The sequence below is a fragment of the Pseudoalteromonas sp. ASV78 genome (assembly GCF_047806705.1).
In the GTDB taxonomy this organism is placed as follows: Bacteria; Pseudomonadota; Gammaproteobacteria; order Enterobacterales; family Alteromonadaceae; genus Pseudoalteromonas; species Pseudoalteromonas prydzensis_A.
In genome coordinates this window covers 2,299,576-2,321,303 of sequence record NZ_JBLOPA010000001.1, presented here as the reverse complement: position 1 = coordinate 2,321,303, position 21,728 = coordinate 2,299,576, and the positions used below count along the sequence as shown (strand labels likewise).

Sequence of the window (21,728 nt, the reverse complement as noted above, 5' to 3'; positions counted from 1 at the left end):
TAGCCGCCTTCCATTTTTAGTCTTTTTGAGGTGTTTATGGCGTTTTTATCTCGTTCGATATTGGCGATGTCCATAGCACTATCAAGTCTTAATGTTAGTGCTAAAGCCGTGTGCGAAGTTGAGCTGGGACATGGTTTGATCATCACCGATGATGTCATTCGTATTGTTGATAAAGGCCAAACTCGTGTGCAAATAAACAATGATAATCAATTGTTTATTCGTGGTTATTGGATAGATTTGAGCCCTGAAGAAAGCCAGGTATTAATGCAGTTCAGTGCCGGTATTCGCGATACTGTGCCGGAGCTGGTGGAGCTGGCAACCGATGGTGTCAATCTTGGCTTAAGTGCCATAGAGCAAGTTGTTGAAGGCATGTCAGACAAAGAACCTGAAGTACTGAAAACGCAATTGCAATATGTAGAACGTGCTTTAATGGACAAGTTTAAACGCGGGGATGACTTCTTTTTTATCGCGCCTCAATCGCTTTCAAAAATCGATGATTTTTTTACAGAAGAGATCAGCAAAAAAATTCACTCTGCCGTTCACGGCTCTCTTGGTGCCATTTTAGTTTCGCTTGGCGATGCATTTAAGTCTCGCGAAGGCAATATCGAAGATCGCATCAATGACATGGGCCTGCGCATGGATATTATTTCTAAAGAAATCGATAAGTCACTGCAGAAAAAAGCCCAACAATTAGAGCTTAAAGCGTCAGAATACTGTGAATGCCTAAATTCGCTGGATGTCACCGAATCGCGATTGCAAATGATAGTGCCAAGCATGGCTGACTTTGACTTAGTACAAATTAAATCTTAGGTTAATTTGTACTGTGGATAAAAAGCTAGATATATAAAAAACCCGCAGGCGATGCGGGTTTTTTGTTGCGTGAATAACCAATTAAGAACTAAATTTGCCTGTTTCAGCCTCTAAATTGTTGGTTAAGCCTTTAATTAAGTCGGTTGCTGCATGGGCTTGATGTGATACATCTGCCGTTTGTGACGCGGTGTCAGAGATGGTCACAATACGTCTTGCGGTATCCTCTCCGGCATCAAGTTGCTCTTTGGCTGCAATCGCTATTTGATGGCTCATTTGCGCGATGGCACTTAGAGATGCAGCCACCCGTTGCAACTCTTCACTGGCAGCTTTAGATTTCGCTACGGTTTGTTCACTGGTCGTAATACTTAAATTCACCGATGTTTTGGCATCTTTAGTGGCGGATTGTAACTTACCTATCATAGTACGAATTTCTTCAGTACTGGTTTGCGTGCGCTGCGCGAGTTGACGTACTTCATCCGCAACTACCGCAAAGCCTCTTCCTTGTTCACCGGCACGGGCAGCTTCAATGGCAGCATTGAGTGCTAATAGGTTAGTTTGCTCGGCAATACTTTGAATAACAGTAAGCACATTTGCAATATTATTTACTTCATCATCAAGGAGTTGGATATTATTACCAGCGCTGTCAATTTGTTGCTCTAAAAGAACAATGGTATTTGCTGCCTCAGTAGTTAAATGACTTGCATTTTGGCCTTGGCTTTCTGCTTCTTGTACTGAAAAAGCGGCTTGCTCGGCATGTTCAACCACTGTTTGTGCCGATGCTGTCAACTCGGTAATAGCTGATGCCACCATATGGGTTTCTTCATTTAGACTACGCGTTAGTTTATCCAGCTCCGTAGAGCGTGATTCGTTATCGAGGCTTTGACTTTTTAAACTATCGGTCACATCTTTTATACCGCCGACTACACCGCGCAGCCCTTGTTGCATATAGTGCATCGCGGCAATAATGCTTTCTGGCTGGGCATCGGTACGAATATGTGAATTGAGATTACCCCGTGAAACCTGCTTAACAATATCAATTACCTCTACTACTTCACCACCTAATGCATTACTGAGTGAAATACCAAAGCGGGCAATCGCCGCGGTTAAGCCAAGCGCAATAAGCAATGAAAGGCCAAGTAACCATTTGGCGGTATTCCAATACCGTTCATCGACTTCTTTGGCGCTGATCCCAGTGCCAACATACCAGCCAAAATACGGGGTTTTTTGTACTACGGAGGTTAAATCAACCGTTTCACCATCGCGTACTGAATCCCAATGGTAGGTAATAATTTTATTGGTTTGGCTGCCAACTAACTGTTCAACCATACGGCCAATGCTATTACCACTGGCATCTTTAAAATCATTAAAGCTAGTGTTATGCAGCTGCGGATCGTGGGGGGTGGCAATAAAGTCGAGCTTGTCATTAACGACGTAGACATACTCACTGTCGTGGTATTTGTTTTCACGCAACATTTGGGTGGCAAATTCGCGCGCCTGTTGCTCACTTAACTGGCCATTTTTTGCGAGTAATTCAAACTGCTCAACAATATTAGCAGTGCTTTTCATCAGCTGATTGATACGAGCGATATTATCGTTTTCACTGGCGTGACGAAGAGATTGTAAACCCAGTAATGCAATAGCATTAAGTGCTATAAACATCGCTCCAGCAAACAAGATTATTTTAGTTCTTAATGCTAAACCTGACAGCACATTGCGCCCCTTATTATTTTTATTGACCTTAAATTTCTACCATGTTTATCGGCCAGATGTTAGTTTTAATTAACGATAATCAGGGATTTTGACGTGACTTTTACTCAAGTTTCCCTTTTGGATCGCTAAAGCGTGATCTCAGCGGCGCTTAAAAGTCGATATTCGCCACTGCTAAGAGTGTCATCAAGTTCAATATTTGCTATTTTTTCTCTATGTAATTCAACTACCTTATTACCAACAGCAGCCAACATACGTTTAACTTGGTGATATTTACCTTCACAAATTGACAAACGTAGGCTGTAAGTCGCAAGTTGTTCCGCGATTGCCGGTCGAGTTAGTTCTTTTTCATTGTGCAATAGCACGCCAAGGCGTAGTTGTTCTAGAGCGTCAGCTGTTAGCGCTTCTTGTGTTTCAACTAGGTAGGTTTTAAATTTATTGTGCTTAGGCGAGGTGATCTTATGCGACCAATCACCATCATTGGTGATCAGTACCAGCCCTGTGGTATCTAGATCAAGGCGACCCGCAACATGAAAATCACTCATGTTAGGTTCGTCTAATAACTCAAATACTGTGGGGTGCAAATCATCACTATTGGCGCACACATAACCAACCGGTTTATTGAGCATATAATAGCGCTTCCCTAAGAATGCCAAGGGGTTGCCTTGGTATAAAATCGTATCAGTGGCTGTGATTTGATGATCATAAGCGGTGATCACTTCGCCATTCACTGTCGCGTCTTTGCGTTTAATACTTGCTCTGGCTTTTGTGCGTGGTATTTCAGTCAGATGGCTAATAAATTTATCTAAGCGGCAAGGGAATTTCATTGGGTTCACATTTTTAGTCAGCTACAATGGTGGCGAGTATAACGAATCAGTACAGTCTATGACAGTGCCAAGCGGGCAAATATTACAGCATTATTATACGCAAATTAATTGTGACAAACTGCAACTTGATGACGCCCAGCTTACGGCTGTGAAGGCGCTTGATGAGTTAGCGCAGGCGTTACAAAAGCAACAAGTTTGGTGGCGTAAGTCGGTGAGCCCACAAGGTATCTATTTATATGGTCCGGTAGGGCGGGGTAAGTCGATGTTGATGGATGTGTTTTTTGAGCGTGTTGCGATCAAGCAAAAAACACGGCTACATTTTCATCATTTTATAGCCCAAGTTCACACCCGGTTAGGGCAATTACAAGGGCTGCAAAACCCGCTTGATAAAATAGCCAGTGAGTGGTCAAAAACACTGAAACTTATTTGTTTTGATGAGTTTTTTGTTTCTGATATTGGTGATGCGATGATCATGGCAGGGCTTTTTAAGGCGCTATTCGCTAAAGGTGTGGTATTAGTTGCCACGTCAAATTGTCAGCCAGATCAGCTTTACTATAACGGTTTACAGCGCGCGCGATTTTTACCCACCATCGAATTATTAAAAACTCATTGCCACATTATTAATATTGCTGGCGTTGTTGATCACCGTTTTCGATTTGGCAAGCATGCGACTTATTACTTTAATAGTGCTGTTGAAAATGAGTTACAAAGTAATTTTTTAGCTTTTTCGGATCAATTGCTTACAGCTAAACGCGTGGCTATTTGTGGACGTAATATTGAATGTATACAACGCAGTAATAATACCATTATGTTTGATTTTATGGCACTGTGCTCAGGCCCGCGCAGCACCGCAGATTACATTTATTTAGCGCAGCATTACCAACGCGTATACGTGTGTAATATTCCAGTTATGGGGCTGGCTGCGACGGGAAAACAAATAGTGCACGGTATTGAAGACAGCTATCAGCGTGAAAAGCAAGACTTACAAGAGCATACGCTTGACGATGAAGCGCGCCGCTTTATTGCTTTAGTGGATGAGTTTTACGATCGCGGTAAGCTGTTGGTACTCAGTGCTGAGGTGGGGATTGCTGATTTATATCAAGGGCAAAAGTTAGCCTTTGAATATGCGCGTACAGAATCTCGGCTAATTGAGATGCAAAATTGGTAGCCACTCTATTAATTATAAACCTTTAATATAGTGAGATATTACAGGTTACTCTTGGTTTGGCTGACCAATTAATAATACTAAATTTAGTCTCTGACTTGGATCGTTCGCTAAGACTAATTAATCATAACCAATCTGTACTTAGACCAAAAGGTGATCAATAGTTTTCACACAGCCTGGGCACTCAGCCGAACATCGGCAAAGAGCGAGAAGCTGCCAGTCAAGAATTGTAATATATGAAATCGAAATTCCCCTTTGGCTTTCACTTTATAGTTGCTCATATATGTCTTATATTAATTGGTCTTAATATTCTTCTAAACCTAGCAATTATTTAGTAAAGGTGGTATTAAATAATAAAGCTGGTGTGAGTTAAAAGCGCACTATTTGCTGTATATAAAAATGCTAACCAAACATCATATCATGGAGTGAATCAATGAGTACTGAATTATTATCACAAGCAGGAATGCTTTCTACAGATACAACTAAGTTCGAAGGGTATCTAGCTCATTTAGGTTTACCGACAGAAAATATTATTGCGGCACTGCCTGAACGAAAAATTATTGAAACTAACTTACCAGCGTTTATTGAATCATTGCCACCAGAAGTAAAAAGAGATGCCCGCTATTTATCTAAATTTGTTGCTGGAGCAGCTATTGGTTTGTTCGATGCATCATTGAATTATGTTTGGAATGAAGTGGTTATCAATTTACGGGAAAAGGTTGTTGTTTATGGACTTGATATGTTTTTTGATGCCGCCGTGGGTGGGAGTAAAAGAGAGTTTTATAACACAGAAGAAGATCTATCTGGCCTAAAAGACAACACTCTTGTAAATACGTGTCGTAAACTCGAATTAATATCTGATATTGTTTATACAAAGTTAAACCACATTTTAACAATGAGAAATGATATTGGTGCATCTCACCCAAACTCTTATTCAATAAATGCTTATGAATTATTAGGTTGGTTACAAACATGTGTCCAAGATATTTTAAATGACAAACCTTCTGCTTCTGCAATTCAAATAAAATCATTTATTGAGAATTTAAAACGGTCTCCTGATGTTTTAGATGCTGCAACTATTGCTAGCATGGAGAAGCCATTAAATGACCTTTCCCTTCAGAATACAGATAACTTACTAAATAGTATTTTTGGAATATATAGCTCTTTAAGCACAGGTAATATCGTTAGAAAAAATATAGCATTATTTGCTCCCCATATTTGGGCAAAGAGTAGTGATAATGTTAAGTACAAACTTGGTGTCACAATTGATGGCTATAAAAATAATCTTCATAACGATAAACATACCTTAGGTGTCGAATTTTTCTCTTTCTGTGATGGAAATCGCTATCAGTCTTTGGATTCAAGAATTATTTCATTGGATGGACATGCTGACGAACTTTTACAAGCTCGATACTCTTGGGATAATTTTTATAATGAGCCGCCTCATATGCGTAAAATTCTTTCTTATTTAGAAACAGAGGCTGACATCCCTGTCGAAAGAGTTAATAAAATCATTAAAGCAGTTCTTATTTGCCGTGTTGGTAAAGGGATCCCTTACAATACTGGAGTGTCCCCTGCCGGTCGCCCTTTATACGACAAGTTTTTTGGTATGCTTGGTGACCAAAATATTATCAATACCGTTATTGCAATGCATAGTAATGAAGTACGAGTAACATTAGATAATACACACTGTCAGAAGCATATGATTACAGTTTTAACAAACTTAAAAGCTAATGCTCGTAGTGAACGAATTCAAGAGATTTTAGACTTCCTTCTACAAAATGGAACAATTCTTAATAAAATTCACAGCGATAAACGCTATAGAGAGTTGACTAAAAATCATCTCTCGTTTAACTAATAAGCTATTAAAAGCATGGGACATGCAGTCGGGGAAAATCTATACTCTAACTATTAGCTGTGAGTTCGAACAATAGCTACCTCCTAGAGTAAATGTTATTCTTTTATATAAATATCCCTAATCACGATATTTATAGTTGTCTATAATTGACACTTTTTTCTGTTAATGAAAGCAGTTCAAATAATGAAATATTTATATAAACATAGGGAGAATGTCCTTATGAAAACTGTTATATGCCCTATGAGTTCAAGAAGTGAGTTTATTAATAAATATTACGTGAAAAATTGTCTGCACTCAGGCAGAATGCTTTCCTTATCATTGGAGGTTTTATGATTAGTGCAAACCAAGTGGCTGATTTTTTTCTTGCTTTTGCAAAAGAGCATGGTGATTATATTAGTCAATTAAAGCTACAAAAAATGGTTTACTACGCAGATGCGTGGTTTCTAGTTAACAATGGCAAAGCCTTGATAAATGAGGATTTTGAGGCTTGGGTTCATGGGCCTGTTGTGCGCTCTTTGTATCATCGATTCAAGGAATACCGTTCGAACCCTATATTGGAAGATGTTAATTTCCCTGAGTTAGATGGTACCCATACAGAACACCTAATAGATATATACGATGTCTTTGGCAAGTTTAGCGGCTACCAACTTGAGCAGATGACTCACGATGAACAGCCATGGATCGAGGCTCGTGGCTCTTGTGCCCCAGATGAAGCTTGTGAGAATATCATCGATAAAGAAACTACTCTTAAATTTTATACAAAAGTGGCTGAAGAGGTTTAAGTATTGGCTAGTAAAAAAATTAAACCTAAAGTTCGACAGCCTAAAAATTCAAAAGTTAATAACGTAAAGACTACGCCACCTAAAAATGAAGAAGGTGCAATGATTTTTTCATTCAAGCACCTTCAACTTGACCATCCGAAAGGAAAGTTCTGTGTAAAAGAAAAAGACGGTGAGTACATTTTCAAAATACTGTCTAGGCTGAAAGATGTATCCCAACAAAAGGCCAGTGATTTGCGTCAATCGGGAGGCAAGGCTCTTAGAGCACATGCTATAGATTGGACATCGACCAGTGAAAAGGGAGGGTTTGCTCATTTGCATGAGCAGCTTCAGTCTGTAACTCCTTATCAGTTTCAAATCAGTGCTAATGAGTACGGCAGGATTCATGGTTTCTTCTTAGATAACGTATTTTATGCCGTTTGGATGGACCCTAGGCATGAGTTATATAAATAAATACAGACGTTGACAGCCGCTGTAAATGGAATGAAGAAAAGTACCCTAAATATTAATTTTAAATTACCCCTCTTTCCTCGTCTCCTAAGCAATTTGTGAATAAATCACTTCTGGGGCTGTCTTTTCTGCACATTAAATTATACGTAGGCAAGGTTTTAGGGGAGCAGAGGCTTCAAAGGTTATACTACCGATCGTCTGCTCATGGCACATATGCGAGTGTCAGATTTGATTGAGTCCTGTTAATCACACCTGTTAATCGAATCTGACAGATCAAGTTAAGACTTATTCACTTTTTTTGTTCACTTTTTATCTGGCGCGACTAAGGAATTTAAGACCATCTTCTTTTGAAGCTGGAGCTGTTATTACAAATTGATTAGAGATTTAAATTTACCTTAAACATTAACACTTTCGGTAAATCTCATGTTCCATATCGTGTACGTTGACACTTAAACTATCAGAGTCCCGACAATAAATTTGCAAGCAATGCAGTAAGCTTTCACTGAGCTGCTGTTTTTGTTCAATACTGCGTCCAGCCATAATATGCACGGCAATATGGATAAACCCTTCCTTACCGTCACCTAGTTGATAATGGGTGTAAGCTATAGCGCGAGTTTTGATCGTTGGCAGTTCAAACAAGCCGGTCGCAAATGCAGCATTGTGTATTTTTTCAACCAACACTTGCGGTAACACGGGTAAATCTTCTGAGTGCTCAATAATAATGTGCGGCATGATCTGGTTACTTCCCTTAAAAACGGTATGTGAAGCCTAAGCTTGTTTGAAATTGATTAAGTACATCGCCATCAAAATGCCATAAACATTGATTGTCTTCATCCGTTGGTAAGGTGCAAGAAACGTTACTGGCGTTATTAACTATCGTCGCTAGCCAACGAGTTTCAAATAAAACCCGTGCTTGGTCGTTAAATAAGTATTCAAATCCACCATATAAGCCACTGGCAAAGAACGTATCTGAGCTGGCAAAATTAGGCTTTACATGGTTAGCGCCAATTTGTGCGCCAACATAGCCGTTGATACGGTTGCCTAAAGGTACTTCAACGGCACTTTGAAATAAAAAATACTGCATTTCTACATCTAACCCAGGGGATGATTGAAAATCACTTTTCGTATTCGAAAAATAAAACCCATAACGAGCAGAGTCGATTGCTCTATCAATACTAAAAGCGAGGTGATTACTATCTTCAAGCTCAATCGCTAAGCCTTCTTCGGTCTGTAATGATTGATTAAAGCTTTTACCTGTGTAAACACTGAGTGAGTAACCAGCTGCTGCGCCATGACTTATTAGCAGTAAACAAAGTAATGTGAATGCTTTTTTCATTGTGTCGGTGCTCGTTGTTGTGATTTATTTGAGTTAGTATTGAAACATAGTTAAATGTAAGCCACAAACCGTTCTACTTATTTGGAGCAAGGAAAATTATGAAAGCGATTATATTTGGCGTATTGGCAAGTTTACTGATCACGCTATCGGGTTGTTCTGACGATGCTGCATCAGTTAGTTTAGGGTTATTTACCACCAAAGATATTAAAGTGGTATCGCAGCAGGATCCTTTAATCACGGGGGTTACTTGTCATATAAGCCATGTTGAAGCTAACTTAGACTTTTCTGATCCATCCGATATGTCAATTTCATGTCGTCAAACTGGGCCAATTACCGCAGAACAGTTGCAAGCGATTGATCGTAGTAAGTCAGGTGAGGTGGTATTTAAATCATCAAAAAGTATTTTATTCAAATCGTTAAAAGTGCGTCGCATTTATGATGCAGAAACTCGTACTTTGCTGTATTTATCATATTCAACTAAAGAATCAACGGGTAGTCATCATCATGCACTATCGACTGTGCCATTGTATAACACCCAAGCGTGGGCGTGGGCACAACAGCAAGAGTAATCCAATGCAATGGGTATAAGTAGAAAGAGCAGACTATGTTAGCGTTATTTAAAAGCAAACCCTTATTAGAACAGCAAGAGCAGCAATGGCTGATTGATACCTTTGTGTGGGCGGTGGAAAATTTTGACAGTGATTACTTTATTAGTCATTCGCAGTTAGTACTGCCAAATCATCAATGTTTTCCTGATGCGGTGTCAAGTATTGAGGAAATGGCGAGTAAAGTGTTTGAGCGCGTAGTGGGTTATGCAGGGTTACAGGCGTGGCCAATCAAGCTGGTGGCTCCGCAACAATTACAGCCGCAAGTATTTCCACATTTTGCCTTTAGTAATTATTTACGCGGTGAGCGAAGCCAATTAATTGTACCGCCTAGTCATAATGTCAATGTGTCATTTAATCCTAATCAAATTAATCAGCCACAAGACTTAGTGGCCAGCTTTGCTGGTACCTTAGCCACCATTATGATCCATCATGTCGGTGTGCTGCCCCCAGGCGGAAAAGAGTTTTTACCGCAAGCGGCAGATGCATTGGCGTGCTTTTTAGGTTTTGGGGTGATGATGAGCAATACTGTTTACCAGTTTAAAGGCGGCTGCGGTTCTTGCTATAATCCGTATGCAAACAGGCAAGCAGCACTTAGCGAAGCGCAAACGGTATTTATGCATGCACTGGTTTGTCACTTTAAAGGCCATCAAGACTCTAAAAAGTATTTAAAGCCGCATTTACGTAGTCAATTTAAAAAGGCGCAGAAAGAGATCAAAGCCTTAGTCAACGATACAGCTAATCCGCTGTTGTTAGCACTTGATGAGCAAAAAGCAGGGTGATAAGTGGTTTATTTAGATGAATTTTTATTAATTGCACTGGCACATTTTTTTGCTGTAGCAAGCCCCGGCCCTGATTTTGCCATTGTACTTAAACAGAGTATTCAACAAGGGCGGGCTAATGCATTGTGGACCAGCTTTGGGGTTGGCTTGGCAATTTTGCTCCATGTTAGTTATTGCTTGTTAGGTGTCGCGGTGCTTTTAACGCAATCACCAAACGTATTTATGGCATTAAAATATTTAGCGGGTGCATATTTGGCGTATATAGGCGTGCAAGCTCTCAGAGCTGCAAAGCCTGCAACAGCACAACAAGAAACCACTTCACAATCCGTTGCGGCCGAATCAAGTTGGATTGCTTTTCGTCGTGGTTTTTTAACCAATGCGCTAAACCCGAAAGCAACGTTATTTTTTATGTCGTTATTTACCTTAGTGATCAGCCAATCAACACCGCTAATTATTCAAGCAGGCTATGGGCTTTATATGGCATTAGCAACTTGGCTGTGGTTTTCGTTTTTATCTTTAGTGTTATCAAAGCCTAATGTGCGCGGTTTTTTTCAAAAAAGTGGCCATTGGTTTGACCGTGGTATTGGGGTTATCCTCATTGCATTAGCAATAAGAATTGTAGTGTAAAAAGGCTCAGTGATCTGGATTTTGCTTAAGTGAAGTAGGTGGGTATGGCTGTATATAATTTTTCGTTTGGTTCTAATATGTCATCTAGTCGTTTATTGGCACGATTACCAAACGCGCGGCGTATTGGTACGGCAACATTGTTTGGCTATGAGTTAAGCTTTGATATGGTCAGTAGCGATGGTTCAGGAAAAGGCAATGTACGGCCTTCAAATGATGATAATGCCCACGTTTATGGTGTGGTATACCAACTTAATGACGACGAAAAAACGATTTTAGATGCCATTGAAGGGCCACGTTATGACTGTGTTGATATTCAGGTTACACTACTCGATGGGCAAAAAATAGCGGCACATTGTTATATGGCCAATACGACTGACGCAAACATCCTGCCCTATGATTGGTATATGCAGCATGTTTATCGCGGGGCACTTGAAGCAGGCGTGCCAAATGCGTACAGTGAAGCCATAAAATCTCGGCCAACATGCCAAGATAGCGATACAGTACGTGCGGCTATTGAGTTTGCTGTACATAAAAATAAAAACTAAAACTTACCCCAAGGATTGTTATGACGTTAACAAAATTAGCGATAGCTGGCGCATTATTGACAGGTTGTGCATTTAATAGCTATGCCGACATTGACACTACCCAGATTGAGCAAGTAATTAAAAATTCAATGGCGCGTTTTGATGTCCCAGGAATGGCTGTGGCCGTAGTTGAAAACGATAAAGTTATTTTGGCTAAAGGCTTTGGGGTTAGCAATTTAGATACCGGTAATAAGGTGAATAAAGATACTTTATTTGGTATCGCATCCAATACTAAAGCTTTTACCGCTGCGGCATTAGCTAAATTAGTTGATGAAGACAAAATCAGTTGGGATGATAAAGTAATTGATCACCTCCCTGAGTTTCGCTTGTATGACCCTTATGTAACCCGCGAACTGACGATCCGTGATTTATTAAGTCACCGCAGTGGCTTAGGGCTTGGCCAAGGCGACTTAATGATTTGGCCTGATACCGACAAATCGATTGAAGATATTTTAGCAGGCCTAAAATATTTAAAACCCGCCAGCAGCTTTCGCAGCAAATACGCCTATAACAACTTGATGTTTGTCACCGCCGGTGAAGTGGTGGCGCGTGTTTCTGGTATGAGCTGGAATGATTACATCGAAAAAAATATTTTGCAGCCTTTGCATATGGATAATTCCCGCGCGGGTTTTTCACGTATTCCAAAAAGTAATCAAAACTGGGCAACGGGCCACATTCCAATGGATGGCAAGTTACACCCATTTTTTGTTAACTATTTAGAGGACTTTCGTGGTGCTGGCGCGATTGCATCAAGTGTCAGTGATATGAGCCAATGGCTACGCACCCAATTAGCGCATGGCACAATGCCAAATGGCGAGCAACTGTTTAGTGAAAAACAACAAGCGCAAATGTGGCATCCGCATATCACCTCACTGGCTTCAAAAAGTGCGTATGAGGCTTACCATCAGCAATTTAGAGGTTATGGCTTAGGTTGGAGTATTGAAGATTTCCATGGCATTAAAAAGTTAGGCCATGGTGGTGGTATTTTAGGCATGGTATCGCAAGTCACGTTATTGCCGGAGAAAAACCTCGGGATTGTGATCCTAAGTAATCAACAAGCGTTTAGTGCTTTATCGGCAGTGACCTATGAAATACTTGAAGATGCACTCGATTTAGAAGATAAGGATTGGGTCGAAGATCTCGCTAAAAAGCACTTTGAAGGTAAGCAAAAAGCCTATGCCAATGCTAAACCTGAAGCGCCTGCAGACTATCAGCCACAATTACCTAATATTAGCTACACTGGCACCTTGCACGATGATTGGTATGGCGATGTGGTGATTGAAGAGCTAGACGGTAAGTTACGGATTGATTTCACGCATACCAAACGTTTAAAAGGTCAACTAGAGCATTACACGGGCAATACCTTCATTGTTAAGTGGGATGAAAAGTTACTGGAGGCTGATGCTTACATTAGCTTTACTATGAGTAGTAAAAATCGCGTGGTTGAGGCAAAAATGCGCGCTGTTTCAACAGCTGTAACCGATTTTAGCTTTGATTTTAGAAATTTGACCCTCAAAGCCAAACAGTAATAGTTGGCGCACATAAACCAAAGTCGCAAAGCCACTGTTTAGTGGCTTTGTTATAGTTATCGCGTAAATTAGTTTTTGGAGCTGTTATGCGTACTGCGATTATTTCCCATCCTTTTTGTCGGAAACACAAAATGATTGACGATCATCCTGAGTGCCGTGAGCGCTTAGATGCGATTGCTGATCGTTTGTTAGCAAGCGGGTTAGATATTGCTGTACAGCAAAAGCAAGCTCCCAAGGCATCCCGCGAGCATTACTTATTAGCTCACGATGAAGCTCTTGTTGCGCTGGTGGAAAATAGCATACCAGAGCAAGGTTTAACGTCACTTGATGGTGATACCTGGTTATGCCCTGATTCACTGATGGCCATTGAGCGTGCGGTAGGAGCTGGGGTTTTAGCTGTTGATGAAATATTAGCGGATAACCTCGATGCAGCATTTTGCTCGGTACGGCCACCGGGTCATCATGCAAACCGTACCACCTCTGCCGGCTTTTGTGTGTTTAATAACTTAGCAATTGCGGTGAAATACGCACAAAGCAAAGGGGTTAAGCGCATTGCGATTGTCGATTTTGATGTACACCATGGTAATGGCACCCAAGACATTTTTATTGATGATGAAAATGTATTATTTTGTTCGTTATTTCAATACCCGTTTTACCCCAATACCGCGATTGAAAATAATGCCACGCTAGTTAACTCGCCGTTGCCAATTGCCAGCGATGGCAATGATTTAAAAGCGCTTTATAATCAGCAGTGGTTACCTAAGTTGACAGAGTTTAAGCCTGAGTTATTGTTTATTAGTGCAGGCTTTGATGCCCACCTTGAAGATGATATGGCAAGCCTAAAGTTCGTTGAAGATGATTATGCTTGGTTGACAGAACAGCTTGCGCAACTTAGTAAAAAACTTGGCTGTAGAGGTATTATCTCTTATTTAGAAGGTGGTTATGCACTTTCAGCCCTTGGCCGTAGCGCTATTGCCCATGTAAAAGCATTAGTCGATAACGACTAAATTAAATGCTTGCTGTGGAGTGAGTTGCTCTATCTTACTTAAACAACAGTGCCCCTCGTTAGCTAAATACTGCTTAACGTAGTGAGTTAATTGTTCACTGCACAGTGCTTGGCAAGGCTCGCCATCAAGAGTATGGTAACTGCCATTATGATCTAACAAAGTTACTTGTGCTTGCGTGTCTTTATTCATTCCATATAAAAAATCATCTACGTCACTTGGCTGAGTAACGACTTCTAGCTCTTCATTATAAATAATGATTTTTGGGTATGGCATGTTTATTTATTGTCCTAAATCAAATTGTCATTTATTGGCTTAATTATACTTGTTGGTTCGTGTAAAGCTAGGGATGCTGTAATGCCAAAAAGTAGTCGTTACCAGAAAGTTTGTGATGTATTCACTGATAAAGTACTTTCATGTAGTAAATACACGCAACTTATCGATGTCGTAAAGTTAATGCGGGCGCATAATGTCAGCGCTATTTTTGTGCAAGAAGATCAGCAGATATGCGGTATCTGGACTGAAGCTGATTGCATTAAGCTCGATTTTACCGACAGTAATATTAAGCATCTTGAGATCCGTAGTGTGATGTCGAGCCCTGTTTTAAGTATTTCATCTTCGCAATTAGTGAGCGATGCTGCGCTTGTTTTTCACCAGCATAACGTACGCCATTTATTGGTTGTTGATGAAAATGAGTTACCGTGCGGTGTGGTTAGTATTACTGATATCGTACGAAATCAGGGGCTTGATCATTATTTGCAATTTAGGCCGATTAAAGATCAATATCATCAAGATGTGTTAGTGGTGCCAAGTCATTGCGCTCTTAATGAAGCCGTTAGTATGATGCGAGAACGTGCAGAGCAAGTGATCTTAGTATATAACCAGCAACTAAACGAGCATGGCATTATTACTCAGCGAGATTTACTGCATCTGATCATTGCACCGAATAACGACATATCATGCTGGCAGTTGGCAAGCCGTCCTTTGTACCAAGTACACTCTAAAAGCAGTTTGTTTGATGCTTATCGATTAATGTCAGAAAACAATGTACGCCATTTAGTTGTCAGTGACGAACAAGCAATTAAAGGGGTACTTACCCTTGAGCACCTTATTAATGAAATAGAAAATGCCTATTGCAGTGAGCTTGAAAAAGTACTTGAGCAGCGTGATATAGCGCTGCAGCATTCACAACGTAACCTGTACTTAGCCAATAAGATTATTGATGCATCATTAGATGGCATTATGATCACTCAGCAAGATGGGGTGATCATTCAAGTTAACCCGGCTTTTACAGTGCTGACTGGTTATAAACCAAAAGACGTCATCGGCCAGCACCCGCGCATTTTAAGTTCAGGTAAACACAGTAAAAATTTTTATATTAAAATGTGGCAATCAATTGTAGAAAAAGGGGTATGGCAAGGGGAGATCTGTAATCGCAAAAAAAATGGTGATGTGTATGTTGAATGGCTCACCATTATTAAAATACGTGAGCCTAATAGTGATGAAATTGTTTACGCGGCTATTTTTAGTGATATTACTGAGCGTAAAAATGCAGAAGAGAAAATTGTTCAACTTGCTTATTTTGATGAACTAACGGGGCTGCCAAATCGGCGCTTATTTAATGACCGATTAAGCATGGCATTAGCCGCGGCGCATCGCTGCAATGATATGCTCGCCGTGATGTTTATTGACCTTGATCGCTTTAAAGAAATTAACGACAGCTTAGGCCACAGCGCCGGTGATGTGCTGCTAAAATTAGTTGCTAAACGAATACAAAGTGTTTTGCGCGAAGGCGATACTTTAGCTCGCTTAGGCGGTGATGAATTTGTGGTGCTATGTGAAATCGATGATATTGCAGCGGTAATAAGCATAGCGGATAAAATACTCAGCTACTTAAATACGCCTTTTCAACTTGAAGGCTTTGAGGTGGGCGCTACGGCATCGATTGGCGCTGCGGTTTACCCTGATGATGGGCTTGATAGTGAAACGCTGCTCAAACATGCTGATATTGCTATGTATCGTTCAAAAGCAGTGGGTCGTAATTCGTTTCAGCTATTTAAATCATCAATGAATGCCCGTTCATTAGAGCGCTTGGCGATGATGAGTCGGTTTCAGCATGCCCTTGAAAATGACGAGTTTGAATTGTACTTTCAGCCTAAGCAATGTTTAAAAACCAATAAAATTAAAGGGGTAGAAGCTCTTTTGCGCTGGCATGATCCAGCGCTTGGGCTGATCTCACCGGCACAGTTTATTCCTCTGGCAGAAGAATTAGGTTTAATTGTCAAGCTCGATCTTTGGGTGCTTAATAATGCCGGTATCCAGTTGGCTTTGTGGCAAAAACTGGGCATAACTGCAGGGCGTTTGGCTATCAATATCTCGGCTTGTCACCTTAGCCAAGGCAAGTTATCGAGCAGTGTTGAACAGATGCTACAACGCTATAACTTGCCAGGCCATTGCTTGGAAATAGAGCTCACTGAAAGCAGTTTTATTAGCTCATTGAGTCAGGCTAAAAAAGAGTTGCAGCAACTTAAAAAAATGGGCGTACAGATTGCACTTGATGATTTTGGTACCGGTTATTCTGCTTTGAGTTATCTGACAAAACTACCCATAGATACGTTAAAAATAGACGCTAGCTTTATTGCGAAAGTCCCCGATGAATATGGCAATAGTGAAGTGGTTGCTGCCATCGTTGCGATGGCAAATAGTTTAAATTTACAGGTTATTGCCGAAGGGGTGGAAAAGCTTGCCCAGTATAGTTATTTATTGGCTATAGGCTGCGATGTGATCCAAGGTTATTACTATTGCCGCCCGTTAACGCAGCGGCAATGGTTAGAGTTTTATCAGGTAAAAAATCAACCTACAGTGACATCATAAGAGGTAAATTTACGGATGTTGATAACGCCAGTATCAAAAATTAAATACTGGCCTTTGATGCCGTTTAAAATACCACTTACTACGGGCTCTTTATCAAAGTTAAAAGAGCTAATTTTGGTTGGGTAAGCAGTAACCGGGAACTCTAAATCAACAACCTCTTCATCTAGTTGCTCAATAGCTGTGGCACCAAATAGCTCTGCCAGTTCATTGAGCTTGCCTGCGATTTGTGGAATTAACTCAGCCGCGGCGGCTTTTAAGTCAAGCACTTCACTTTGACCTTTGAGCATATTACGCCAGTTGGTTTTATCGGCAATAAACTGCGCAAGTGCCACTTCCACTAAACCAGATTGCAACCGCGTTTGTACTTTAAAAATAGGCAGCGCTTGAGTTGCACCTTGGTCAATCCAACGAGTTGGTATTTGTGTATGGCGAGTAATACCGACTTTAAGCCCTGAGGTGTTAGCTAGGTAGACATAATGTGGGATCATGCAGTTTTCTTCACCCCACTGCGGCTCACGGCAAGTACCTTGGTCATAGTGACAGGTTTCAGGTTTCATAATACACATATCACAACTAGCGAGTTTACGCATGCAGACAAAGCAATGTCCTTGCGAGTAGCTTTTTTTAGTTTTTTTACCGCAGCTTGAGCATAAAATTGCGCCATTAAAAGTTAAAGTGAGTTGTTTACCGATATACGCATTTAGATCGACTAACTCATCACCCACAGGTAAATGATACTGAATTGGTTGTGTTAGCGATGATTTTAGTTTTTTGAGAGTGCCTTGCATCTTTACGCCCCTAAAGATGTGAAAAAGGGGATTTTATCAGTTTTGTGGCTACTTTGCTTAAATACCTAAACATGATTAGTCGTTGAAGATGATTTCTATAGAATAGTTATTTATCGGCAAGCCACAGTAAGTAATCATCGACAGCAATGGCTTTGGAGTAATAATACCCTTGGCCATAATCTGCGCCCATAGTGCGTAAAAGTTGTTGCGTTGTTGCATCTTCTACGCCTTCAGCAGTCACTTTTAAACCAAGACTATGGGCCATTTCAATCGCAGCCTTAACAATGACTTTGTTGGCGCTATGTGTAGGTAGGTCGATAATAAATGATTTATCTATTTTTAAGGTTGAAAAATTGTAGCTAACAAAACAATTTAGTGACGAATAGCCAGTACCAAAATCATCTAAAATTACTTCAATACCAAGGCGTGTTAATTGTTCAACTAAGTTAATCATTTGCTGTTGGTTTACAATTAAAGCCGACTCAGTCAGTTCAAATTTAAGTTGTTTGGCGGGAACATTATGTTTAAGTAAGGTGTTTTCGATTTTTTCAATTAAGTTATGGATCATCAAATTCTTAGCGCTTAAATTAACACTGACTTTATGCTCGGTATAACCGGCATAATTGAATTTAGCGATATCTTGACAAGCTTTATCCAACACCCATAAGGTGAGTTCGTTGATAAGCCCTGTACGTTCGGCTAATAAAATTAATGACTCAATATTGAGCTGTTCGTAAGGTGCATTAGGCCAGCGCAATAAAGCTTCACTACCAATCGTTTTGCCTGAGTGTAAATTTATTTGTGGCTGATGATAAATTGTTAATTGGTCTGCTTTTAAAGCATTTTGAAATGCGGTTGCTAAGCTTATATTCATCATCGTGGGCATGGTTTTTGGCGGGCTAGTTGGGCTGGTTATGTGTGGTGCTTCTGCCAATGAAAGATAGCCATTTTGTAACCAGCTATCAAAGCCGTTTTCGTTGTCTAAGGCACAATAACCTATTGAATAACTTAGCTGTAAATCAAATCCTTGGACAGGATAATGTTTTGGTAACCCCTTCATCACTTTGCTGAGATTTGCATGCAGTGTGTGGGTGCTTTGGGTTTTAACTGAAACAAATGCGAGTACCCCGTTGCCTAAGTCAGCAATCCGCGGGCAGGTGTCTAAATCGTTTTCTAAATGTATGAATTCTCTTTCTTTGCTAAGTTGTAGCTCAAGAGCTTGCGCTACATTGACAATTAACTCAGCGCTTTGGGTTTGATTTAAAATATGACTTAATGAGTGAAAGTGGATGATCCTAATTAGACATAAGTTTGCAGGGCGCTGGTTGAGCTGCAAAGTTGTGTATGCATGCTTTAACATTGCGCTGTTTAAAAGTTTTGTTTGCTCGGTATGAGTGGCGTGATAGAGCGCTTTTTCTCGTTGGTAGCGCACCCGATCAGCCAGTGCCATGGCCATTAATGTTACTTCACATAGAATTGCCACTAAAAATGCATGACGGGTGGCAAAGCTATATTCGATGATCCCTGTCAGCTCTAAGGGCTGAATTGCTGCGCCAATTATCAACGGTATCCACGAAATGACATAAAACTTGGCCCAGCGAAAGCCGCTGCGTAATTTGTTGTAAATTAATGTAATACATACAATATAAAGAAAAACTAAGACAACAAAGAATATTTGCGAAGAAATATATTCAACAATGAAAAAGCTAGCGATCCCTAAACAGAGCATAAGGCTCAATAGTGCAAGGCTTAGCTTATAACGCCAGCATTTATCTTTATGGTAGCGCAAAAACATAGCACAGAAGGCTAGTGTAAAAAATGCAATCGCGTAATTACTCACTACAATATAGTGATTAAAAAGCTGCTGTAACGCTACTGGCCATAAGTAAAAACCAAAACCTAATACAGAGCCCATCAAAATCAGTGCAGACAGTATATAGCCAATGTAAATCAGATAAACCCGATCGCGAATACCAAAATACAGTACTAAATTATATAAAGCCGCCATAATTAATACCCCAACAAAAATTCCCCAAATAGCTGTTTGGGCGCGGAGTAAATCTTTAAATTCAGCTTCACCATATAAATTTATTGGGGTTTTGCTGATCCCTGTAGTATCTATTTTTATGATCAACAGGCTATGGCTTTGTGCTGCAATAGCAAAGCTTATATGCGGGACGCTGTATTCAAATAAGCTAAGTTGCTCTTGCCGATCGCCTAAATTAAAGGTGTTAACCAATTTGCCTTGGTTATCTATTTGATAAACAGTTAAATAATCAATCATAGGATTATCAAAGTGAGCGAATAGCTGTTTTGACTCGGCTGATTTATTTTCTAGCTTCATTAAAAGCCAATAATCTTGTGATTTTAAGCCCCATGCAATGGTGTCAAATGGTTCTGAAATACGGGCATCCGGATCGTTTAAAAATTTAGCGAGTGTTAGTGATTTTGATGGATCGATGCGATAGCTTTGCTCTAAATACACTGCAGCGGTTTTATTAATTGTATAGCGGGTAGGTGTAGCTAAATGATTGGCAAAGGTATAGATAATGAACACTAAAATGCTCAAAATAAACAATGCAATAATATGATATTTAAACGGTTGTTGTTCCAAGGTGTTACTTATATGCAAGACGTCACCGCTTTATTGTAGCACTAAAAAAGCGCAGATAAACTGCGCTTATTATTAATAGCTGCTGGTTGGACCTATTTTTCCCGAGCGATAGCGCGATAAGCAATATCGGTACGGTATTCCATACCTAGCCAGCTGATTTCAGCAACTAGTTGGTAGGCACGTTGTTGCGCTTCGGTCACAGTGTTACCCAGTGCCGTTGCACATAATACTCGGCCACCGGCAGTCACTACGTTGTCGCCGTCTTGCTTAGTCCCCGCGTGGAAGACTTTTTCGCCTTCTGGGTAGTTTACTTTCAGGCCACTAATAGCATCACCTTTAGGGTAGTTATCAGGGTAGCCTTTCGCTGCCAGTACCACACCCACTGCTGCGCGTGAGTCAAACTCAATGGTGGTTTTATCAAGTTCAACACGATTAGCTGCTTCAATCAGTTCAACTAAGTCAGACTGTAAACGTAGCATCATAGGTTGTGTTTCAGGGTCACCAAAACGACAGTTATACTCTATAACTTTAGGGGTACCAGAGTCATCGATCATAAGGCCTGCATACAAGAAGCCAGTGTACGGATGGCCTTCGCTTGCCATACCTTCTACCGTTGGGTAGATCACTTCGTTCATGATGCGCTGATGGATTTCATCGGTTACTACCGGCGCTGGTGAGTATGCCCCCATACCACCTGTGTTTGGACCTTGATCGCCATTGTAAGCGCGTTTGTGATCTTGGCTAGTTGCAAACGGGAGTACGTTTTTACCATCCACCATCACGATGAATGATGCTTCTTCACCTTCTAAGAACTCTTCAATCACCACGCGGCTGCCAGCTTCGCCAAAGGCATTACCAGCAAGCATATCGCGGATAGCATCTTCAGCTTCAACTTCGGTCATGGCAACAATAACGCCTTTACCAGCTGCTAAACCGTCCGCTTTAATAACAATCGGTGCGCCTTTTTCTTTTAAGTACGCAAGCGCAGGGTCAATTTGTTCAAAGGTTTGGTAATCAGCCGTTGGAATTGCGTGGCGGGCTAAAAAGTCTTTCGTGAATGACTTAGAGCCTTCTAGCTGCGCAGCACCTGCTGTTGGGCCAAAGATAGCTAAACCGTGTTCACGGAATTTATCTACCACACCAAGTACTAATGGTACTTCAGGGCCAACAATGGTGAGCTCAACATTATTGTTTTGCGCAAAGTTAAGTAGGCCATCGAGGTCTTCAACGTTAATGGCAACATTCTCAAGCTTTGGCTCAAGCGCAGTACCAGCATTACCTGGGGCTACAAATACAGTGTTAACTTTAGTGTTTTGAGCGGCTTTGAACGCAAGTGCGTGTTCGCGGCCGCCGCTGCCAATGACTAATACATTCATGGCGAATATCCTA

20 protein-coding genes are annotated in these 21,728 nt (G+C 40.6%); 12 read left to right on the top strand and 8 right to left on the bottom strand.

Annotated elements, in window-relative coordinates:
* The first annotated feature begins 36 nt into the window (after nt 1–36).
* Nucleotides 37–810, top strand: coding sequence for a YggN family protein (locus tag ACMVDV_RS10495; protein WP_392342992.1), 774 nt, complete (start codon nt 37–39; stop codon nt 808–810).
* 81 nt (nt 811–891) lie between these two features.
* On the opposite strand, the gene ACMVDV_RS10490 is transcribed toward ACMVDV_RS10495, so the two are convergent.
* Both ACMVDV_RS10490 and rsuA read right to left on the bottom strand, forming a co-directional pair.
* A complete protein-coding gene (locus ACMVDV_RS10490) occupies nt 892–2,520 on the bottom strand; it encodes a methyl-accepting chemotaxis protein (protein WP_304178400.1) in 1,629 nt (542 codons plus the stop codon).
* A gap of 125 nt (nt 2,521–2,645) precedes the next feature.
* Complete coding sequence (gene rsuA / locus ACMVDV_RS10485) at nt 2,646–3,344, bottom strand: 16S rRNA pseudouridine(516) synthase RsuA (protein WP_416158076.1); 699 nt, start codon at nt 3,342–3,344, stop codon at nt 2,646–2,648.
* A 58-nt stretch (nt 3,345–3,402) separates the two neighbouring features.
* Here rsuA and zapE point away from each other — a divergent pair, with 58 nt between their 5' ends.
* The 4 genes from zapE (at nt 3,403) to ACMVDV_RS10465 (ending at nt 7,599) form a co-directional block, all read left to right on the top strand.
* A complete protein-coding gene (gene zapE, locus ACMVDV_RS10480; RefSeq protein WP_416158075.1) occupies nt 3,403–4,512 on the top strand; it encodes a cell division protein ZapE in 1,110 nt (369 codons plus the stop codon).
* 430 nt (nt 4,513–4,942) lie between these two features.
* Nucleotides 4,943–6,367, top strand: a complete 1,425-nt coding sequence (locus tag ACMVDV_RS10475) for a hypothetical protein (RefSeq protein WP_182739745.1) — start codon at nt 4,943–4,945, stop codon at nt 6,365–6,367.
* A 329-nt stretch (nt 6,368–6,696) separates the two neighbouring features.
* Nucleotides 6,697–7,149: a Panacea domain-containing protein gene (locus ACMVDV_RS10470; protein WP_416158074.1), complete on the top strand. Its 453-nt coding sequence runs from the start codon at nt 6,697–6,699 to the stop codon at nt 7,147–7,149.
* A gap of 3 nt (nt 7,150–7,152) precedes the next feature.
* Nucleotides 7,153–7,599, top strand: coding sequence for a hypothetical protein (locus ACMVDV_RS10465; RefSeq protein WP_416158073.1), 447 nt, complete (start codon nt 7,153–7,155; stop codon nt 7,597–7,599).
* Between the two features lie 399 nt (nt 7,600–7,998).
* Here the strand turns inward: ACMVDV_RS10465 and ACMVDV_RS10460 are convergent, their stop codons facing one another.
* A complete protein-coding gene (locus tag ACMVDV_RS10460; RefSeq protein WP_016708456.1) occupies nt 7,999–8,328 on the bottom strand; it encodes a 5-carboxymethyl-2-hydroxymuconate Delta-isomerase in 330 nt (109 codons plus the stop codon).
* Between the two features lie 16 nt (nt 8,329–8,344).
* The gene (locus tag ACMVDV_RS10455) at nt 8,345–8,932 is read right to left on the bottom strand and encodes a hypothetical protein (RefSeq protein WP_416158072.1); all 588 of its coding nucleotides are present in this window, start codon (nt 8,930–8,932) and stop codon (nt 8,345–8,347) included.
* A 98-nt stretch (nt 8,933–9,030) separates the two neighbouring features.
* On the opposite strand from ACMVDV_RS10455, the gene ACMVDV_RS10450 reads away from it, so the two are divergent.
* The 6 genes from ACMVDV_RS10450 (at nt 9,031) to ACMVDV_RS10425 (ending at nt 14,066) form a co-directional block, all read left to right on the top strand.
* The gene (locus tag ACMVDV_RS10450) at nt 9,031–9,501 is read left to right on the top strand and encodes a CreA family protein (protein ID WP_304178414.1); all 471 of its coding nucleotides are present in this window, start codon (nt 9,031–9,033) and stop codon (nt 9,499–9,501) included.
* A gap of 35 nt (nt 9,502–9,536) precedes the next feature.
* A complete protein-coding gene (locus tag ACMVDV_RS10445) occupies nt 9,537–10,319 on the top strand; it encodes a hypothetical protein (RefSeq protein WP_304178417.1) in 783 nt (260 codons plus the stop codon).
* Between the two features lie 3 nt (nt 10,320–10,322).
* Nucleotides 10,323–10,946: a LysE family translocator gene (locus ACMVDV_RS10440; protein WP_304178419.1), complete on the top strand. Its 624-nt coding sequence runs from the start codon at nt 10,323–10,325 to the stop codon at nt 10,944–10,946.
* A gap of 44 nt (nt 10,947–10,990) precedes the next feature.
* Complete coding sequence (locus ACMVDV_RS10435; RefSeq protein ID WP_416158071.1) at nt 10,991–11,491, top strand: gamma-glutamylcyclotransferase family protein; 501 nt, start codon at nt 10,991–10,993, stop codon at nt 11,489–11,491.
* 20 nt (nt 11,492–11,511) lie between these two features.
* The gene (locus ACMVDV_RS10430; protein ID WP_416158070.1) at nt 11,512–13,059 is read left to right on the top strand and encodes a serine hydrolase; all 1,548 of its coding nucleotides are present in this window, start codon (nt 11,512–11,514) and stop codon (nt 13,057–13,059) included.
* 86 nt (nt 13,060–13,145) lie between these two features.
* Complete coding sequence (locus ACMVDV_RS10425; RefSeq protein ID WP_416158069.1) at nt 13,146–14,066, top strand: histone deacetylase family protein; 921 nt, start codon at nt 13,146–13,148, stop codon at nt 14,064–14,066.
* Here the strand turns inward: ACMVDV_RS10425 and ACMVDV_RS10420 are convergent.
* The gene (locus ACMVDV_RS10420) at nt 14,049–14,339 is read right to left on the bottom strand and encodes a DUF4144 family protein (RefSeq protein WP_192542438.1); all 291 of its coding nucleotides are present in this window, start codon (nt 14,337–14,339) and stop codon (nt 14,049–14,051) included. The genes ACMVDV_RS10425 and ACMVDV_RS10420 overlap by 18 nt on opposite strands.
* An 81-nt stretch (nt 14,340–14,420) precedes the next feature.
* On the opposite strand from ACMVDV_RS10420, the gene ACMVDV_RS10415 reads away from it, so the two are divergent.
* Entirely contained in the window at nt 14,421–16,937 is a 2,517-nt protein-coding gene (locus ACMVDV_RS10415; protein WP_416158068.1) for an EAL domain-containing protein, read from the top strand.
* Here ACMVDV_RS10415 and ACMVDV_RS10410 read toward each other — a convergent pair.
* From ACMVDV_RS10410 to purD, 3 genes are all read right to left on the bottom strand, one after another.
* Nucleotides 16,916–17,725: a DUF2797 domain-containing protein gene (locus ACMVDV_RS10410; protein ID WP_192542437.1), complete on the bottom strand. Its 810-nt coding sequence runs from the start codon at nt 17,723–17,725 to the stop codon at nt 16,916–16,918. The two genes, ACMVDV_RS10415 and ACMVDV_RS10410, sit on opposite strands and share 22 nt — an antisense overlap.
* Before the next feature lie 106 nt (nt 17,726–17,831).
* Nucleotides 17,832–20,339, bottom strand: coding sequence for an EAL domain-containing protein (locus ACMVDV_RS10405; protein ID WP_416159084.1), 2,508 nt, complete (start codon nt 20,337–20,339; stop codon nt 17,832–17,834).
* 92 nt (nt 20,340–20,431) lie between these two features.
* Entirely contained in the window at nt 20,432–21,715 is a 1,284-nt protein-coding gene (purD, locus tag ACMVDV_RS10400) for a phosphoribosylamine--glycine ligase (RefSeq protein ID WP_416158067.1), read from the bottom strand.
* Nucleotides 21,716–21,728: the final 13 nt, after the last annotated feature.

Coding starts and splice junctions, on each gene's coding strand:
- ACMVDV_RS10455 (WP_416158072.1), bottom strand. CDS start 8,932: ATGAAAAAAGCATTCACATTACTTTGTTTACTGCTAATAAGTCATGGC.
- rsuA (WP_416158076.1), bottom strand. CDS start 3,344: ATGAAATTCCCTTGCCGCTTAGATAAATTTATTAGCCATCTGACTGAA.
- ACMVDV_RS10495 (WP_392342992.1), top strand. CDS start 37: ATGGCGTTTTTATCTCGTTCGATATTGGCGATGTCCATAGCACTATCA.
- ACMVDV_RS10435 (WP_416158071.1), top strand. CDS start 10,991: ATGGCTGTATATAATTTTTCGTTTGGTTCTAATATGTCATCTAGTCGT.
- ACMVDV_RS10475 (WP_182739745.1), top strand. CDS start 4,943: ATGAGTACTGAATTATTATCACAAGCAGGAATGCTTTCTACAGATACA.
- ACMVDV_RS10470 (WP_416158074.1), top strand. CDS start 6,697: ATGATTAGTGCAAACCAAGTGGCTGATTTTTTTCTTGCTTTTGCAAAA.
- ACMVDV_RS10425 (WP_416158069.1), top strand. CDS start 13,146: ATGCGTACTGCGATTATTTCCCATCCTTTTTGTCGGAAACACAAAATG.
- ACMVDV_RS10420 (WP_192542438.1), bottom strand. CDS start 14,339: ATGCCATACCCAAAAATCATTATTTATAATGAAGAGCTAGAAGTCGTT.
- ACMVDV_RS10445 (WP_304178417.1), top strand. CDS start 9,537: ATGTTAGCGTTATTTAAAAGCAAACCCTTATTAGAACAGCAAGAGCAG.
- ACMVDV_RS10460 (WP_016708456.1), bottom strand. CDS start 8,328: ATGCCGCACATTATTATTGAGCACTCAGAAGATTTACCCGTGTTACCG.
- ACMVDV_RS10430 (WP_416158070.1), top strand. CDS start 11,512: ATGACGTTAACAAAATTAGCGATAGCTGGCGCATTATTGACAGGTTGT.
- zapE (WP_416158075.1), top strand. CDS start 3,403: ATGACAGTGCCAAGCGGGCAAATATTACAGCATTATTATACGCAAATT.
- ACMVDV_RS10415 (WP_416158068.1), top strand. CDS start 14,421: ATGCCAAAAAGTAGTCGTTACCAGAAAGTTTGTGATGTATTCACTGAT.
- ACMVDV_RS10410 (WP_192542437.1), bottom strand. CDS start 17,725: ATGCAAGGCACTCTCAAAAAACTAAAATCATCGCTAACACAACCAATT.
- purD (WP_416158067.1), bottom strand. CDS start 21,715: ATGAATGTATTAGTCATTGGCAGCGGCGGCCGCGAACACGCACTTGCG.
- ACMVDV_RS10450 (WP_304178414.1), top strand. CDS start 9,031: ATGAAAGCGATTATATTTGGCGTATTGGCAAGTTTACTGATCACGCTA.